Raw genomic sequence first — 15,703 nt, 5'->3', positions numbered from 1 at the left:
GCGTCCGAGCTAGGCCCCGCCGGCGAAGAGGCGGGCGGTGACGAAGACCAGCAGGTTGTTTGTCAGGTGGACGAGGACCGGCGGCCAGATCGAGCGTGTCCGCTCGTAGAGCGCAGCGCAGAGGACCCCGATCGCGACCGCAACCGGCAGCACGACATTGACGCCGTGGAATATCCCGAAGACGAGCGCGCTTCCTGCTGCAGCCGGCCAGAAGGGGAGATGCGTCCGCAGCCAGCCGAATAGCAGCCCGCGAAAGAGCAGCTCTTCGCCGACCGCAGTCAGCACAGCGCCGGTCAGGATGAGGAGAAGGAAAGACGGCCAGGCGCCCCGAGTGGCGGCGAGCAATTCCTGCTGCGGATTGCCGACGTCGATGCCGGCCGCGGTGACGGCGAGCAAGGCGAGGAGGACAAGGCCGCGGGTGGCCGCCCCAAGGGCCACGGCAGCGAGCAGCCAGCGCCCGTTGACGCGCCGAACGCCGAGCAGCCCGGGACCGGCGCGGCGGTGGCGCAGCAGCGGAGCGAGCGCTGCCAGCGTGAAGGCAAGCGTCTGGAAGCCGATGAGAGCCGGCAGGATTGAGCCGTCCTCGAACGCGGCTGGGGTCACTACCCCGCTCAGTGACACCGCCACGATCAGGCCGGCCAGCACCCCGACCATTGCTGCCAGCACACCAAGGGCGATCGCGAGGTCTTTCCAGTCGAGGCGGTCGGCTTGCGCCAGGGGCGCGCTCCCAGTCGGAACAGCGGTCTCGGTCATCGGCTCCTCTATCATGCGGCGTCGGCGGCTCCAGCCGCTACCGCCGGAACGCGCGCGAGGGGCAGAATGTTCCGCGTGATGGGGCAGGCGGTAGCTCCGGCTACGATCCGGTTGCGGCATCAGCCATTCGTGCGGTAATGCCGTGGGGCGAGGGCGTGTTCCACCAAGACCCGGCGACGACTGCGGTCCAGCCGCGACCGGACCATCCGGCCGCGCCTGCGAGGCGTTTGCTCGACTGGCTCCTCCTTGCGACTGTGCTGGGCGGCTTCGCGGTCCGCGTCGCCGGTCTCGGCGCGGCCGGGCTGTGGCATGACGAGGCGAGCAGCTGGGACATCGCGCGGCGTCCCCTCGGCGACCTGATCCAGGCGGCGGCTGCCGTTGAGCATCCGCCGGGGTCTTTCCTCGTCCTGCACGGCTGGATGGCGCTCGCCGGCGATACCGAATTCGCGCTCCGGCTGCCTGCTGCCTTCGCCGGCACGCTGACGATCGTCGTTGCCGCCGCGGTTGCGCGCGCGCTCCTCAGCCGGTCGGCGGGCGCCTCGCCTTTCCTCGTGGCGCTCCTCGCCGCCTGGTCCCCCTGGCTCGTCTGGCACAGCCGCCAAGGGCGGATGTACGCGCTGGCGCTGCTCGCGGTGGCGCTCGCGGTCTGGGCGGGCGCGGCGGCGGTGGAGCGCGGCGGGGCACGGCGGTGGCTGGCGCTCGGCGCGGCGGCCGCCCTCGCGACGGCGACCCATCTCCTCGCCATCCTGCCGCTTGCCGGACTCGCGCTCGGTCTCGCGGCGCTGGCTGGCCGGCGCGTCGTCCGCGCTGGCGCGGCGCTCTTCACTCTTGGCGTCGCTGTGCTGCTCGTCGCGCCGTGGCTGGCGATCGCGCGCGGCCTCTCGGCCGAGAACGCGAGCTACTTTCGCGGTCCCATCGACCGAACTGCTGTCCTCCTGGAGAGCCTGCTCGCCGCCGCGGCGGGGGTCGGGCGCGGCGCGGACGGCGCAGCGATTGTCGCCGGGCTGGGGCTGGTGCTGCTCGCCCTCGGCATCGGCTGGCTGGCGCTCCGCCGGCGGACGGCGGGGCTGCTCGTCATCGCCCTGATCGCTGTCCCAACGCTCGGGCTGCTCGTGCTTCTTGGCGCGGCCCCGAAGTTCGCTCCGCGCTACCTGCTGCCGGCGGCGCTCGGCCCGCTTCTCGCCTTCGGCGGCGGCCTAGCGGCCCTCCTCGCTGTCCGCCGTGCCGGGCCGGTTCTTGCCGGCGGCGCTCTCGCTGCCCTCGTCATCCTCGGAAGCGGCGAGCAGACCGCCGACGCCGACCTCGCCGCCCAGACCTTCCGTGACGCGATGGCGGTGGTCGAGGCGGAAGCAGGACCGGAGGACGCGCTCGTCGTTGTCGGCGGCCATGCCGAGCCCAACGTCCGCTACTATGCCCGGACGCCGCGCGCTGTCTATCCGCTGCCCCCAGGGCCGCTGCTCGACCTCGAGCGTCCGCTCGTCGAAGTCGCCTCCCAGCTCGACGCGATCGCGGCCCGCCATCCGCGCCTCTGGCTGTTGCGCTGGCAGGACGATCTCGCTGACCCGACGCGGACGGTGCTCCGTCTCCTCGAGGATTTCGCCGAGCCGGCGCGGCCAGCGGAGGAACTGCGCGGCGTCTGGCTCCACGCCTACGACCTCTCGCCGGAGATCCGGTTCGAGGAGCAGCCTGAAATCCGCTTCGTCCGGCGGACGCTCTTTGAGCGCGGGATCGTCTTTGAGGGCTACGACACCGACAAGCTGGCGGCGCGGCCGGGCGAGGTCGTCGGGCTGACGCTCTACTGGCGTCTCCTCGAGCGCCAGCGGGAGGACCTTTGGGCGTTTGTCCACTTCCTGAACGCCGGCAACCAAGTCTACGGCCAGCTGGACAAGCGGCCGGTCAGCGATGTCTTTCCGATGACGAAGTGGCCGGTCGGCGCGCCGATCGTCGACCCCTACTGGGTTGAAGTGCCGCCGGGCACGCCGCCGGGCCGCTATGCCGTCGAGATCGGCCTCTACCGTCCCGACGGCGCGCGGATCGGCACCCTCGATGGAGCAGACCACGTCCTCATCGGCCGGCTGGAGGTGCTGCCCGGCGACGTTCCCGAAGAGGCGTTCCGCTTCCAGCGCCAGCGGGCCGCCTTCGGCTCCATCGAACTGGCGGGGTTCGAACTGGAGCGAACCGTCTTCCGGGCCGGCGAGCCGCTGCTGCTGCGCCTCTTCTGGCGGGCTGTCGAGCCGGTCGACCGTTCGCTGGCAGTGGCGGTGCGCTTCGTTGCGCCGGACGGCACGGTGCTGACGGCGAGTGAGGCGCTGCCCGCAGCCGGCACCTATCCCACTGACCGCTGGCCGCGCGGTGCGCTCGTTCGCGACACGCAGTCCCTCCGGGTGCCCACCGGACGCGGCGACCTCTGGATCGAGGTCGGGCTGCGCGACGGCGGCGCGCCGATCGGCCCGGCCTGGCTGCGCCTCGAGCGTCCGATCCAGGTCGGGGGCTGAGGGGTCGGCTGCCGGGAGGAACCCTCGGCGGCCGGCGGCGTTGATCCTGCCAGAGCCGCCGCCGGCGGCGAGGGAGGCTGATGTTTCGCACCGCGCGCTTCGACAATTCCCCGGCCGCGCCGGTCGCCACGCTCGAGATTGCTGGCGAGGCCGGCCGCTTCATCCCGCTCCGGCGCACCGATCTGACCGGCTGCGTCGTCGGGCCGTTCGCCGACCTTGTCCTCACTCATGTCTACCGCTTCGACCGCAGCCAGCATGCCGGTGTCGTCGAGGCACTCTACCGCTTTCCGCTGCCCGGCGACGCCGCCGTGACGGGCGTGACGGTCCGCTTCGGCACGGTGACGATCGTGGCGACGCTCGCCGAGCGGGAGGCAAGCGAACGGGCATACGGCAAGGCGGTGGCCGAGGGACGCCAGGCGGCGCTGCTGACGCGGGAGTCGCCGGACGTGTTCACGCTGCGCGTCGCCGGCATCCCGCCCGACGAGAACGTGGCCGTCACCACCCGCTACGTCCAGCTTGCCCGCGACGAGGGTGACGCCTGGACGCTCCGCGTCCCGCTCACGATCGCGCCGCGCTATTCCCGCGGCGACGAGACCGGCTCACGGCCGGCGGCCGGGCAGCCGCTCGCTCTCGTGCGTGACCCCGGCCACCGCTTTGCGCTTGACGTGCGGTTTGCCGGCGCGCCGGAGGTGACCAGCCCGACCCACCGCCTGGCGCTGACCGCCGAAGCGGACGGCCTGCGCGTCCGGCTGGCTGAGGGCGAGGCGCTGCCGGACCGTGACTGTGTCCTCCGCTGGCCAGCGTCCGGGCGCGGGCTGGCGCTCTTCGAGCAGCCTGCCGGCGGCCGGCGCTATCTGCTCGCGCTGGCGACCGTGCCGGGCGGCGTCGCGGGCGCCGTCGAACGCGCGCGCGAGGTCATCCTTCTCGTCGATCACTCCGGCTCGATGGAGGGGCCGAAGTGGGCCGCGGCCGATTGGGCCGTCGAGCGCTTCTTGACTCAGCTCTCTGAAGAGCCCGGCGAGCGGCCGACCTTCGCCCTCGGCGTCTTCCACTCCACAACGCGCTGGTTCGCTTCGGTGCCGCAGCCGGCGACCGCTGAAAATGTCCGGGCGGCGGTCGCGTTCCTGAAGGCAGCGCGCGATGGCGGCGGCACTGAGCTCGGCGTCGCCCTCGAGCAGGCGCTCCGCCTTCCGCGGAGCAGCGGCCGCGCCGGGCATGTCATCGTCGTCACCGATGCCGAGGTGACCGACGCAGCCCGCATCCTCCGTCTTGCGGACGAGGAGGCACAGCGCCCGGACCGCCGGCGAATCAGCGTTCTCTGCATCGATGCCGCGCCGAACAGCTTCCTCGCCGGCGAGCTCGCCGACCGGGGCGGCGGCATTGCCCGCTTTCTGACGAGCGACCCTGCTGCCGAAGACATCGCGACCGCGCTCGACGAGATGCTCGCCTTCTGGAGCGGGCCGGTCCTCGGCGGTCTCCGCTTGGCACTGAACCGCCCCCTAGTCGAGTTGGCGGCTGGCGGTACGGCGCGCGGCGCGGAGTGGTGCGAGATCGATCTCGGCGACCTCCGACCGGGCCGGGCGAGCGTCGTGCTGGCGCGGGCAGAGGACGGCGCGCCGCTGCGGGCGCGATTGGTCGGGCCGACCGGCGTTCTCGCCGAGACCGAGGCGGTTCCCGCGCCGATCGCGCTTGCGCCCTTCTTCGGCGCGCGCCGGGTGGCGACCCTCGAGTATCTGGTCGGCGCAAGCCTCGCGCCGGACGACCTGCGCGCCTTCCTCGCCCGCCTCGGCTACGACCCCAGCCTCGCTGCCGGAGCGCGAACGGTCTATCCCGAAAACCGGCGCGCCGCCGCCGAACGCGCCCTGAAGGGTCTCCTCGTTCGCGAGGCGCTCGCCGCGGGGCTGGCGTCGTCGGAGACGGCGTTCGTCGCTGTCCGCCAGGAAGCGGGCCAGCTGGTCGAGACGCGGGTCGTAGTGGCGAACGCGCTGCCGGCGGGCTGGTCTGACCGCTTTCTGTCGTCCCGCGGTTCGATGACGCTGCTGGCGCTCGCCCAGCCGTCCTCGCCGGGTGAGCTGCAACTGATGAGAGCGGTCGAAGCCTTCCCAAGCATCGCTGAGACAGCGGGAGCGCCGTCAGCGCCGCGCTCAGCCGTCCTCTTCCGCGGGAGCGTTCCCGCCGACCTCGTTCTCTTCGACTCGAGCCGCGGTCGCGGCGCGCTGCCGCCGCGGGCGGTCCTGTCGCGGCTCGTCGCCCGGAGCGACGCGCGGCCAAGCGGCGACGTCTGGCTGCTCATCTTCATCGGCGACCGCAGCGTCCCCCGCGCTCGGGTCCGCCTTGCTGACCTGCTGCGTCAGGAGGCGCGTCCGCTCCATCTCGCTGTCAGCCCCGATGATGACGTGGCGGTCGTCCTCGTCGATCCGCACGGTGAGTTGGTCGGCCGCTTCCTCGAACTCGAAGTCGGCTGGTAAGCGCGCCGCGTCTCCCGCCATTACTGCCCGCGGGCAGGTTCAACCATCCCGATGATGCCCGCCGCTGTCACCCCGAGCGGGTCCGCGCTGCGTTGGCTTTCCGGACGGCGGGCGCAGATGAGAACGGGAGTGCCGCCGCCTCGGTTCCCTCGGCTTCGCAATGATGCTGGGCCTCGTCGCGGCGCTCGCCAACGGTCTTCAGAGAACCGTCTTGGGGGCGAGCCAATGACGGGCGCCCATCCCGTCCCGTCATTGCGAGCGAGCGCGGCAATTCAGTCCGCTGCCGCCCAATCCGCCTAACCGCCCCTCTTCGTGGGCGCGCCGTGCGGGGTTGCCGCGGCGGCCTGCGGCCGCCTCGCAACGACGCTCGTTCTGGTCGGCACTGTCCAGAGAAACGACGACTGTTCTGGCCGGCAGCGCGGAGAGCGCGGCGCAATGGGGGCAGCCATCCCATCCCGTCATTGCGAGCGAGCGCAGCGAGCGGGGCAATCCCGTCCAATGCAGAGCCCATGCCTGTATCGCTTGAAAAAGGCTGAGCGATCGGGGTTGCCGCGGCGGCCTGCGGCCGCTTCGCAACGACGCCGACCGTGGTCGGGGCGCCTCAGCGTGGGCGTCCATCCCGTCATTGCGAGCGAGCGCGGCAATCTGGTGTGTTGCACTCACGCTCTTAGCAGAAGGCAGGTCAGTCCGGGATTGCCACGGCCTCGGTTCCCTCGGCCTCGCAATGACGTGGTTCTGGGCGCGGTGCTTTTCATGCCAGAGGGGCAGCGCCGGAGAGCCGACTATCCCTTTCGCAATGACGTGGTTCTGGCCGTGGCGCTTTTCATGCCAGAGGGGCAGCGCCGGAGAGCCGACTATCCCCTCGCAATGACGTGGTTCTGGGCGCGGTGCTTTTCACCGCTCTTGAGAGCACGCTCGTATGGGGGAACCCATCCCGGGCGGCTATTCAGCCCGTCATTGCGAGCGCCGCGCCAGCGGCGCGCGGCAATCCCGATCGATGCAAGCGATCCCTGTGCCATGGAGGGGACGCGGAGCACGCGGAGTTGCGCAGCCGCCTGCGGCGGCCTCGCAACGACGGCCACTTCGCGCGGGGCGGTTACGGCTGGCAAGCGCACGACAGGAGCTGATGCAGCAGCGAGCGCCGCAAGGCCGGCGCGATCGTTTGCCGCTTGAGGGCAGGATGGACAGGCAGCTTGGCGCGTTGAGCGGAAGCGGGCAGTCGGCGCGCCGCTGCGCGACAATGCCTGCGCCATGCTGACCGTCTTTGTCAACGTCGTTCTGCCGGTCTTCGTCATCGTCGCTTCCGCCTACCTTCTTGGCCGCTGGCGCAAGATTTCGCCGGCACCGCTCAGCCAAGTGGTCTTCTATCTGTTCAGCCCGGCGCTCGCCTTTTCCGGGCTGACAGGAGGGACCCTAGCAGTGGACGAGGCGGCTCAGATCGCGCTCTTCACGCTGGCGCTCGCAGCGGTGATGCTGGCGCTCGGCTGGGTCGCGGCGCGGCTGCTTCGGCTGGATGGTCCGCACACGAGCGCCTTTCTCTTGACGTCGGTCTTCATGAACGCCGGCAACCTCGGGCTGTCGATCGCGCTGTTCGCGTTCGGCGAGGCGGGCCTGCAGCGGGCGGTCGTCTTCTTTGTCGTTCACAGCTTGCTCTCCGGCACCCTTGCCGTCTTCCTCGCCTCGCGCGGCGTCGGGAGCACGCGCCAAGCGCTGCTCAGCATCCTGCGGACGCCAGTGAGCTACGCAGGGGTGGCAGGGGTGGCAGTGCTCGTCTGGTCGCTGCCGGTACCGCTGGTGGTCGAGCGGGCGGCTGGGCTGCTTGGCGCGGCGGCGGTGCCGGGAATGCTGGCGGTGCTCGGCCTGCAGCTCGCCGATATCCGGGGCGGCGCTCAGGTCCGTGAGATCGCTGTCGCCACCGTCATGCGTCTGGTCGTCGGGACCGGGGCGGCGCTCGTCCTCGTCCACCTGTTCGACCTGCAGGGAGTGACGCGCGCCGTGATGATCCTCCAAGCGGCGATGCCGACAGCGGTGTTCACGGTGATCCTCGCCTCCGAGTTTCGCGCTGCCCCGCGCTTTGTCACAGGGGTGGTGCTCGCGACGACCCTCGGCGCGATCGTCACGATCACGCTGCTCGCGACGTGGCTCGGCGTCGGCTAACGCCGCTCGGTTATTCCCGTCCGATGACGAGCCGGGCCCAGCCGACGACATCGGGCGGCGCGCCGAGCGCCTCCGCCTCATCGGGGGTGAGCCAGCGGAAGTCGCCCGCGAGCGGCGGGAGCAGCGCGGCGGTCAGCGGGCGGGCGGCGTAGATCAGGTCGAGGTGCTCGTGGCCGGGGGCGACCGGCGCGAGCTGAACGCCGATCGGCCGAGCAAGCGGGCGCGGCCACGGCAGCCGGCCGGGGAGCGGCGGCGGAAGCGGTGGTCCATAGGCGGCGTCGATGAGAGTGATGCGCAGGCCGGTCTCTTCCTCGGCCTCGCGCAGCGCGGCGTCGTCAGGCAGTTCGCCCGGCTCGAGGTGACCGCCCGCCGGCAGCCAGAGGCTGAGCTTCGGATGGGGATGAAGCGCCACACGCCCGGCGCTGACAACATAGACCGAGACCGTCCAATGGCGGTCGAGCGCTGGCGTAGAATCGTCAGGCATGACCTTCTGGTTCTCCAGCGAGCGGCTGGCGTCGCTCCACCGCGCCGTCCTCGAGTGGTTTGCCAGTTCCGGCCGCGACCTGCCTTGGCGGCACACCCGCGATCCCTACCGCATCCTCGTCGCCGAGGTGATGCTGCAGCAAACCCAGGTCGACCGGGTCATCCCAAAATACCACGACTTTCTCGCCGCCTTCCCGACGCTTGCCGCGCTGGCTGCTGCTCCGGTAGCGGAGGTGATCCGCGCCTGGGCGGGACTGGGCTACAACCGCCGCGCTGTCAGCCTCCAGCGCGCTGCTCAAGCTGCGGTCGAGCGGTTTGGGGGGGCGCTGCCGGACGACGTCGCGGCGTTGGAGTCGCTGCCCGGGGTCGGGCGCTACACTGCCGCCGCGATCGCATGCTTCGCCTTTCGGCGTCGGGTTCCGGTTGTCGACACCAATATCCGGCGGGTCCTCGGCCGGGTCGCCGGCCTGCCAGACCTGACAGAGCGCGAGGCGTGGCAGGTGGCGGAGGCGGCGCTGCCTGCCGACGCTTGGACGTGGAATCAGGCGCTGATGGACCTCGGCGCGACGATCTGCGCGGCGCGCGGTCCGCGCTGCCTGCTCTGTCCTGCGCTCGCGATGTGCGCCACCCGCGGCGAAGGGCGGGCGGTCGCGGAGCAGCGCGCTGGCTTCCGCCCGGCGCGCTTCGAGGGGTCGCGCCGCTGGTACCGAGGGCGGGCCGTTGCTGCGCTGCGCTCGCTGCAGCCGGGCGAGTCGCTGCCGCTCGCGGCGCTTGGCGCGGCGATCAAGCCGGACTTCTCCGCCGCCGATAGCGACTGGATCGCCGCGCTGGCTGAAGAATTGGCTGCCGACGGTCTCGCGCGCCTCGATGGCGAGCGGATTTCCCTGCCCTAACCGCGTGCTTCCGCGGACCGCTACACTTCACGCCAGCGGCGAGCCTGTCTGCGGACGACGGAGACCACAATGAACCGACGCGCCCTTGCCAGCATCGGCCTGACCGTGCTCCTCGCAGCCGGCTGCCTTCCGGTTGGCCAGTTCCCTCAGCTCCTCGCGCCGGCTGCCACGCCGACCGCAACGATCACCCCCCTCCCCCCCGCGACGCCTACTCCTGTCCAGACCCCCACCCCAACGCGCACGCCAACTGCGGCTGCTGCCGGAACGGTTGTCGCCACCGGCACCGTCACCCGAACTGTGACGGTAACAGCGACAGTGACAGCCGTGACAACCCCGGCGCGCACAGCCACGCCGGCCGTGTCGCCCACCCTCACCGGGACAGTGCGTCCCGGCACGGCGACCTCGACCCCCGTCCGCAACACCTCGACGGTCAATCTCCGCGCTGCCGACTGGAACACGATCGTCAGTCAAGAGCCGGCGGTCAATCATCCTCCTCCGCCGCCCTACCTTGCGGGAGCAGGACCGTTCATCGAGTTCAAGACCCCCGGCTCGATCCCCGGCTTCGCCGACCTTCAGGACATCATCTACGGCGATATCTCCGGCGATGGCCGGGAGGAAGCGATCATCCCGATCGTCTCGGGCGGCACCGCCGGCACCGTCGGCTATCTAATCTACTTCGCGGGCGACCGCGAACCGGTCTTTGCCACTTCGCTCACCGGCTATAAGCTGGGGGCCCGGGCGACGAATGGCCAGCTTGTCGTGCTTGAGCCGATCTATGCCGGCTGGGAGGCGAACTGCTGTCCGAGCGGCATCAGCGAGACCCGCTATCGCTTGATCGGCGCAACCCTCGACCGGATTGCGCGCGACGAGCGGGGCATCCCCGAGGCAATCCCGCAGACCGTTGAGCGCTTCTACCAGCTGCTCAACGAGCGGCAGTTCCGCGACGCCTATACGTTCCTCTCCCCCGAGTTTCAGGCCGCCAACCCGTACGACCGCTGGGTCGAGGGAGTTGCCGCCACGACTGAGATCCGCGCCGAAGCGTCGCTTATCCCCGGCCAGAACGCCGCCTCCGTTAATCTGACGGTGACGGAGCGCACTCCTTCCGGCCAGTCGACGCGCCGCTTCAGCGGCCGCTGGAACGTCATCTGGAGCAGCCCCGCCCGCCAATGGCTGCTCCACCAGCCGCAGCTTGCCGAAGTGCGCTAGCTCGCCGGCGCTCGGCCCAGACCCCTGCATTCAGATGGGCAGCACTGCCGGCCGCAGCACGGGCGCGACCCGCACCCTTCGGAGGGTGGCGGCAGCCCCCCGGCATCATCGCCGCGACGAGCCGGCGGGGTCGGCAAAGGCGAGGGGCTGCCGGCAGCCGAGCCTAGGCTCACTTCTGGGATCACGCCTGCTGTCGGCATCGACGAGGCCGAAGCGAGAGAGGGCCGGAACGCGCTCGCTGAGGGGAGCGCCGCAGCATCCTGGGCCAGGAAGGGGCCGCTGCTGAAACCAGTGCAGCAAAAAGATCAAGACAGTGCGGCGCTTCTCGAGGAGGGTGTCCACTCCGTCGAACGTCTTCTTAAAGCGCGGTTCGAGCGGCGGGCGCTCGTCCTAAGGGGGCGCCGGCTGGAACATGGCTGTCGGTGCCCGCTCTGCTGCGGCGCCGCTTCGAGCGCGGACCGGCGGCGTGCCCTTCACGAGCTCCGATCCGGGGTCAGACGCTCGGAGCGGCGGGGAGGATGCGCCTAGCAGCCGGCCTCTTCACAGGCACGGAGTGGGCGGTTATCTTGGCCTCGCTCCGCCGGCTGTCGGCGCATCATCCGGAATGCTGCGCTTCTCGATGAGGCGCGGACATCCTCTCCTGCGAGGCGAGATCGCGCTGAGGAGCAGGAGGCTGGCTCTCAGCGGCGTCCCCTACCACGTGCGCCGCGGCGGCGACTTCACTTCGATCTGAACGCTGTCTTCGAGCGCCTCGCCCCGATGGAGGACCCCCGGAGGATGGAGCCAGGCGCTGCCGGCCTCGACGATCCGTTCCTCGTTGCCGATGGTCAGCTTCATCCGGCCGCTGACGAGATACCCGATCGACTCATGGTCGTCATGCTCGTGGAGGACGCCGACCGCTCCTTTAGGCCAGCGCGTTTCGAGCATGACCATGTGCTCGCCGACAAGCATCACCCGAAGCGTGACGCCCGGCGGGACAATCGTTCCTGCAGCGGCGGCGACCCAGTCGCCATCTGCCGGGGTGCTGAAAAGGCGGTTCTGCGGGGCTATCGGCTGGCTCGGCATCGGCTCGTTCCCTGCTTCAATGATCGGCGCTTCCCTGCATTGTACGCCTGCTTCTCTGGCCTGCCAATCCGCGCTGCAGTGCGCCGGGGCAGCAGGCCTTCTCCAGAAGAGAACGGTCCGGTCGCGGGCGGCATCTGTTCGCAAGGAGAGCCGCGTAGCGCTAGGGCTCGCCTCAGCCGCCGCCGAAAGGGGGAAGATGCCGGCCGAACCGCCGTCGCCGCGTCCCGGCGACGGCGTTGATGCCGCCGTTTAATCTAAAGCGTATCCCTGCTCAGGAGGCCGAGCGAGCCGCATCGGTGCGGTTGAGGCGATGTCTATGAGGTGTGGCGAGGCATGACCCCCAAACGCGGAAACCCGCTGCCACGCTCTCGCCGCTGTTGTCACCGCCTTGCATGTGTGCCGGTGCGCCGTTATCTTTACCTCGCCCCGCGAGGTCTTTCGTCGTCATCGGCATCCGACCGATCACCCGAGTGAGGATTGAAGAACGTGAACATCCCGGAAGATCTTGGGTACACCAAAGAGCACGAATGGGTTCGGTTCAACGACGATGGCACGGTGACGATGGGGATCACCGAGTTTGCAAGCGAGCAGCTTGGTGATGTGGTCTACATCGATCTCCCCGCCGTCGGCACGCAGGTGAAGCAGTTCGAGAAGTTCGGCGAGATCGAATCGGTCAAAGCCGTCTCGGAGCTGTTCTCGGCCATGTCAGGCGAGGTGATCGAGGTGAACGAGAAGCTGAGCGAGCAGCCTGAGCTCGTCAATACTGACCCGTACGGCGCAGGCTGGATGCTCCGGGTCCGGCCGTCGAACCCGGCCGAACGGGAGAACCTGCTCACCGCTGCCGCCTATGGAGCGCTCACCGCGTGACGACTGTCGAACCGCAGACGACCCGCCGCTTGCGCACGAGTTACGTGCCGCATACCGACGAGGATCGCCGCCAGATGCTGGAGGCGATCGGTGTCGCGTCGATCGAGGACTTGTTCGTCGACATTCCCGCCGCGCTGCGCAATCCGCCACTGCGCCTTCCGGAAGGGATGTCGGAACTGGAGATCCTCGCCCATCTTGAGCGGCTGGCAGACCGGAATATGCCCCTCGACCGGATACCGTCGTTCTTGGGCGCGGGCGCCTACCGCCACTTCATTCCGAGCGCGGTCTGGCAGCTTGTCAGCCGCAGCGAGTTCTACACCTCGTACACGCCCTATCAGCCGGAGGTGTCGCAGGGCACGCTCCAAGCGATGTACGAATTCCAGTCATTTGTCGCTCTCCTCACGGGCATGGACGTTGCCAACGCCTCGGTCTACGACGGCGCGAGCGGGCTTGCCGAGGCAGCGCTGATGGCGGTGCGCATCACTGGCCGGCCGCGGGTGGCAGTGGCAGCGAGTGTCCATCCGGATTACCTTCGCACTGTCGAAACCTATCTTGTCCCGCAGGGGATCGCCGTTGAACGCTTTGACCCGGCGTCTCCCCCAGAGGCGCAGGAGCTTGCCTGCCTCGCCATTCAGCAGCCGTCGTTTGAAGGGTTTCTCGTCCCCGTCGATCGCGTTGGGGATGCCGCGCGCGCTGGCGGCGCGCTTTTCGTCGTATCGGTCGACGCGCTCTCGCTTGGGCTGCTGCGGCCGCCGGGCGCTTATGGAGCCGATATCGTCGTCGGTGAGGCGCAGTCCTGCGGCGTGCCGCTTCAGTTTGGCGGTCCCTATGTCGGGATCTTCGCCTGCAAGCAGAAGTACATCCGTCAGCTGCCGGGACGGCTCGTCGGGGCGACGGTCGATCACGAGGGACGGCGCGGCTATGTGCTGACGCTCCAGGCGCGGGAGCAGCACATCCGCCGCGAGCGGGCGACGAGCAACATCTGCACCAGCCAAGGGCTGATGGCGCTGGCGGCGACGATCTACCTCGCGCTGCTCGGCAAAGAGGGGGTCCGCGAGGTGGCGGAGCTGTGCTATCACAAAGCTCACTATGCTGCCTCGCTGCTGACGAGTATCCCGGGCGTCACGCTGGCGCGGCCGGAGCCGTTCTGGTGCGAATTCACCCTCCAGCTGCCGCTCTCGCCAACCGAGGTGAACCGGCGGCTGCTTGAACGCGGCATCATCGGCGGGCTGGACATCTCCGACCGCATTCCCAATGGCTGGCTCGTCTGCGTCACCGAAGTGAACAGCCGTGAAGAGATCGAGCGGCTCGCAGCCGAAACCCGAGCGATCGTGGAGGGACGATGAGCGAGCCGGTCATCTTTGAGCGCTCGCGTCCTGGCCGGCGCGGGGTGGCCTTGCCGCGCTTGGATGTGCCGGAAGCGCCGCCGCTTCCTCCCGAGTTCCTGCGCGAGGACCTGCCGCTGCCGGAGGTGAGTGAGCTCGATGTCGTCCGCCATTATGTCCGGCTGTCGCAGCTGAATTTCGCGATCGATAGCGTCTTCTACCCGCTCGGCTCCTGCACGATGAAGTACAACCCGAAGGTGCATGAAGAGGCAGCGCGGCTGCGGGGCTTTCAGCAGATCCACCCGCTTCAGCCGGCCGAGACCGTCCAAGGCGCGCTCGAGCTGATGTACAACCTGCAGGAAGCGCTCGGTGAAATCAGCGGCCTGCCCGCCGTATCGCTCCAGCCGGCAGCGGGGGCCCAAGGCGAACTGACCGGCATCCTGATGATCCGTGCCTATCACCGCGATCGCGGCGAGATGGACCGTACGGTTGTCCTTGTGCCGGAGTCGGCGCACGGCACGAACCCGGCGACGGCCGCCATGGCGGGCTTCACCGTCAAGCCGATCCGCGCCGATCGCGAGGGGAATGTCGACCTCGATCAATTGCGCGCGCTCCTCGGGCCGGATGTGGCGGCGATGATGCTCACCCAGCCGAGCACGCTCGGCCTGTTTGACCCGAACATCGAGGAGATCGCTCGCCTCGTCCATGAGAACGGGGCGCTCCTCTATGGCGATGGCGCCAATCTGAATGCCATTCTCGGGAAGGTGAAGCCGGGCGACTGCGGCTTCGATGTCCTCCACATCAACTTGCACAAGACCTTTACCACGCCGCACGGCGGCGGCGGGCCGGGCGCAGGACCGGTCTGCGCCTCCGCGGCGCTCGCGGACTACCTGCCCGACCCGGTGGTGGGGCGCCAAGGGGATGAGTACGTCTTCCTCCATCCGCCGAAGTCGATCGGCAAGATGCGCGCTTTCTACGGCCATTTCGGCATGGCGGTTCGGGCGTATGCCTATATTCGCTCGCTCGGGGCGGAGGGCCTGCGGGAAGTGAGCGAGCACGCGGTGCTGAACGCAAACTACATTCGGGCGCGGCTTCGCGATCTGTACGACCTGCCGTATGACCGGATCTGCATGCACGAGGTCGTCTTCTCCGGCAGCCGCCAGAAACAGCAGCATGGCGTGCGGACGCTCGATATCGCCAAACGCCTGATCGACTACGGCTACCATCCCCCGACGATCTACTTCCCGCTTGTCGTCGATGAAGCGCTGATGATCGAGCCGACCGAGACCGAAAGCAAGGAGACCTTAGACGGCTTCATCGAGGCGATGCGCGCAATCGCCGCCGAAGCGGCCACTGACCCCGACCTCTTGCGGTCCGCGCCAACGACCACGCCGGTCGGACGCCTCGACGAGGCGCAGGCCGCTCGCCGTCCCGACGTGCGCTGGCAGCCGTAGCGCCCGGCGGCGTTCCCTCCCGATGCGCTCTCGTTTCTCGAACGCGCCGCCGAACGCCTCGCCGGCGCAGAGGCGGCACCGGCCGCCGGCCGAGTGAACAACGCCGCCAATCGGGCACACGGTGCGTACTTCCAAGCGGCGATCGCGGCGCTGGTCGCTCCCGGCCGCTCATCGCGCCGCCCGGAGCAGCAGCGCTATGACGAAGTCCACGCTCGCTTTGCCGGCGACCTTATCCGACAGCGCAAGCGGTACACAGCCGAGCTCGCGTCGGTAGTGCCTGAAGTTCAAGCGGACCGTCGAAGTGCATGCAGTCGGCGGTGTCTCGGCATCCCGGGCAGGTCGTGCTGTCCGTCTTGCAAGGCGCTTCGTCAACGCTGTCGGGCGTCAAGAGCGGGAAGGCGCATGAGAGGCGCCGGAAATCTCCGCTCTCGTCCGCGACCGGATGCTGCAGCTCATTCTCGAGGAAAAGACCCTAGTCTGCGCCGCTCCGACCGCCCCGAAGCGGGAGATCGAGGCGCGCCGCCCGCTGACCGCGCG

General features: G+C 69.5%; 11 protein-coding genes. 8 read left to right on the top strand and 3 right to left on the bottom strand.

What is annotated here, in order from left to right:
- Positions 1–9: 9 nt before the first annotated feature.
- The gene (locus tag NZ773_13915) at positions 10–753 is read right to left on the bottom strand and encodes a CPBP family intramembrane metalloprotease (protein MCS6803021.1); all 744 of its coding nucleotides are present in this window, start codon (positions 751–753) and stop codon (positions 10–12) included.
- Positions 754–890: 137 nt separating this feature from the next.
- Between NZ773_13915 and NZ773_13910 the strand changes: the two genes are divergently transcribed.
- From NZ773_13910 to NZ773_13900, 3 genes are all read left to right on the top strand, one after another.
- Positions 891–3,248 (top strand): glycosyltransferase family 39 protein, encoded by a 2,358-nt coding sequence (locus NZ773_13910; protein MCS6803020.1) that lies wholly within the window; start codon positions 891–893, stop codon positions 3,246–3,248.
- Between the two features lie 80 nt (positions 3,249–3,328).
- The gene (locus tag NZ773_13905; GenBank protein ID MCS6803019.1) at positions 3,329–5,716 is read left to right on the top strand and encodes a VIT and VWA domain-containing protein; all 2,388 of its coding nucleotides are present in this window, start codon (positions 3,329–3,331) and stop codon (positions 5,714–5,716) included.
- 1,251 nt (positions 5,717–6,967) lie between these two features.
- Positions 6,968–7,873, top strand: coding sequence for an AEC family transporter (locus tag NZ773_13900; protein MCS6803018.1), 906 nt, complete (start codon positions 6,968–6,970; stop codon positions 7,871–7,873).
- Positions 7,874–7,883: 10 nt separating this feature from the next.
- Here NZ773_13900 and NZ773_13895 read toward each other — a convergent pair whose 3' ends face one another.
- On the bottom strand, positions 7,884–8,357 hold the full coding sequence (locus NZ773_13895) for an NUDIX domain-containing protein (protein MCS6803017.1): 474 nt from the start codon (positions 8,355–8,357) through the stop codon (positions 7,884–7,886).
- On the opposite strand from NZ773_13895, the gene NZ773_13890 reads away from it, so the two are divergent.
- Both NZ773_13890 and NZ773_13885 read left to right on the top strand, forming a co-directional pair.
- Positions 8,356–9,249, top strand: a complete 894-nt coding sequence (locus NZ773_13890) for an A/G-specific adenine glycosylase (GenBank protein MCS6803016.1) — start codon at positions 8,356–8,358, stop codon at positions 9,247–9,249. The genes NZ773_13895 and NZ773_13890 overlap by 2 nt on opposite strands.
- 69 nt (positions 9,250–9,318) lie before the next feature.
- Positions 9,319–10,455 carry a hypothetical protein gene (locus tag NZ773_13885; GenBank protein ID MCS6803015.1) on the top strand — a complete coding sequence of 379 codons (1,137 nt, stop codon included), beginning with the start codon at positions 9,319–9,321 and terminating at the stop codon, positions 10,453–10,455.
- A gap of 693 nt (positions 10,456–11,148) precedes the next feature.
- On the opposite strand, the gene NZ773_13880 is transcribed toward NZ773_13885, so the two are convergent.
- Entirely contained in the window at positions 11,149–11,520 is a 372-nt protein-coding gene (locus NZ773_13880; GenBank protein ID MCS6803014.1) for a cupin domain-containing protein, read from the bottom strand.
- Positions 11,521–12,006: 486 nt separating this feature from the next.
- Here NZ773_13880 and gcvH point away from each other — a divergent pair, with 486 nt between their 5' ends.
- From gcvH to gcvPB, 3 genes are read left to right on the top strand one after another with little or no spacing between them, the layout of a single operon-like run.
- A complete protein-coding gene (gene gcvH, locus NZ773_13875) occupies positions 12,007–12,387 on the top strand; it encodes a glycine cleavage system protein GcvH (GenBank protein MCS6803013.1) in 381 nt (126 codons plus the stop codon).
- Positions 12,384–13,733 (top strand): aminomethyl-transferring glycine dehydrogenase subunit GcvPA, encoded by a 1,350-nt coding sequence (gene gcvPA / locus NZ773_13870; protein ID MCS6803012.1) that lies wholly within the window; start codon positions 12,384–12,386, stop codon positions 13,731–13,733. The genes gcvH and gcvPA overlap by 4 nt, the downstream gene beginning before the upstream one ends.
- The gene (gcvPB, locus tag NZ773_13865) at positions 13,730–15,166 is read left to right on the top strand and encodes an aminomethyl-transferring glycine dehydrogenase subunit GcvPB (GenBank protein MCS6803011.1); all 1,437 of its coding nucleotides are present in this window, start codon (positions 13,730–13,732) and stop codon (positions 15,164–15,166) included. Before gcvPA ends, gcvPB begins: the two co-directional genes overlap by 4 nt.
- Positions 15,167–15,703: the final 537 nt, after the last annotated feature.

This window comes from Dehalococcoidia bacterium, from assembly GCA_025054935.1.
Taxonomy (GTDB): Bacteria; Chloroflexota; Dehalococcoidia; order SpSt-223; family SpSt-223; genus JANWZD01.
Note: the sequence above shows the minus strand (reverse complement) of the source record. Positions and strands in the feature narration are given on the sequence as shown.

Bases quoted from the DNA above. Each gene is read 5' to 3' on its own strand.
- NZ773_13900 (MCS6803018.1), top strand. From the start codon at position 6,968: ATGCTGACCGTCTTTGTCAACGTCGTTCTGCCGGTCTTCGTCATCGTC.
- NZ773_13895 (MCS6803017.1), bottom strand. From the start codon at position 8,357: ATGCCTGACGATTCTACGCCAGCGCTCGACCGCCATTGGACGGTCTCG.
- NZ773_13890 (MCS6803016.1), top strand. From the start codon at position 8,356: ATGACCTTCTGGTTCTCCAGCGAGCGGCTGGCGTCGCTCCACCGCGCC.
- NZ773_13880 (MCS6803014.1), bottom strand. From the start codon at position 11,520: ATGCCGAGCCAGCCGATAGCCCCGCAGAACCGCCTTTTCAGCACCCCG.
- NZ773_13885 (MCS6803015.1), top strand. From the start codon at position 9,319: ATGAACCGACGCGCCCTTGCCAGCATCGGCCTGACCGTGCTCCTCGCA.
- NZ773_13910 (MCS6803020.1), top strand. From the start codon at position 891: ATGCCGTGGGGCGAGGGCGTGTTCCACCAAGACCCGGCGACGACTGCG.
- gcvPB (MCS6803011.1), top strand. From the start codon at position 13,730: ATGAGCGAGCCGGTCATCTTTGAGCGCTCGCGTCCTGGCCGGCGCGGG.
- NZ773_13905 (MCS6803019.1), top strand. From the start codon at position 3,329: ATGTTTCGCACCGCGCGCTTCGACAATTCCCCGGCCGCGCCGGTCGCC.
- NZ773_13915 (MCS6803021.1), bottom strand. From the start codon at position 753: ATGACCGAGACCGCTGTTCCGACTGGGAGCGCGCCCCTGGCGCAAGCC.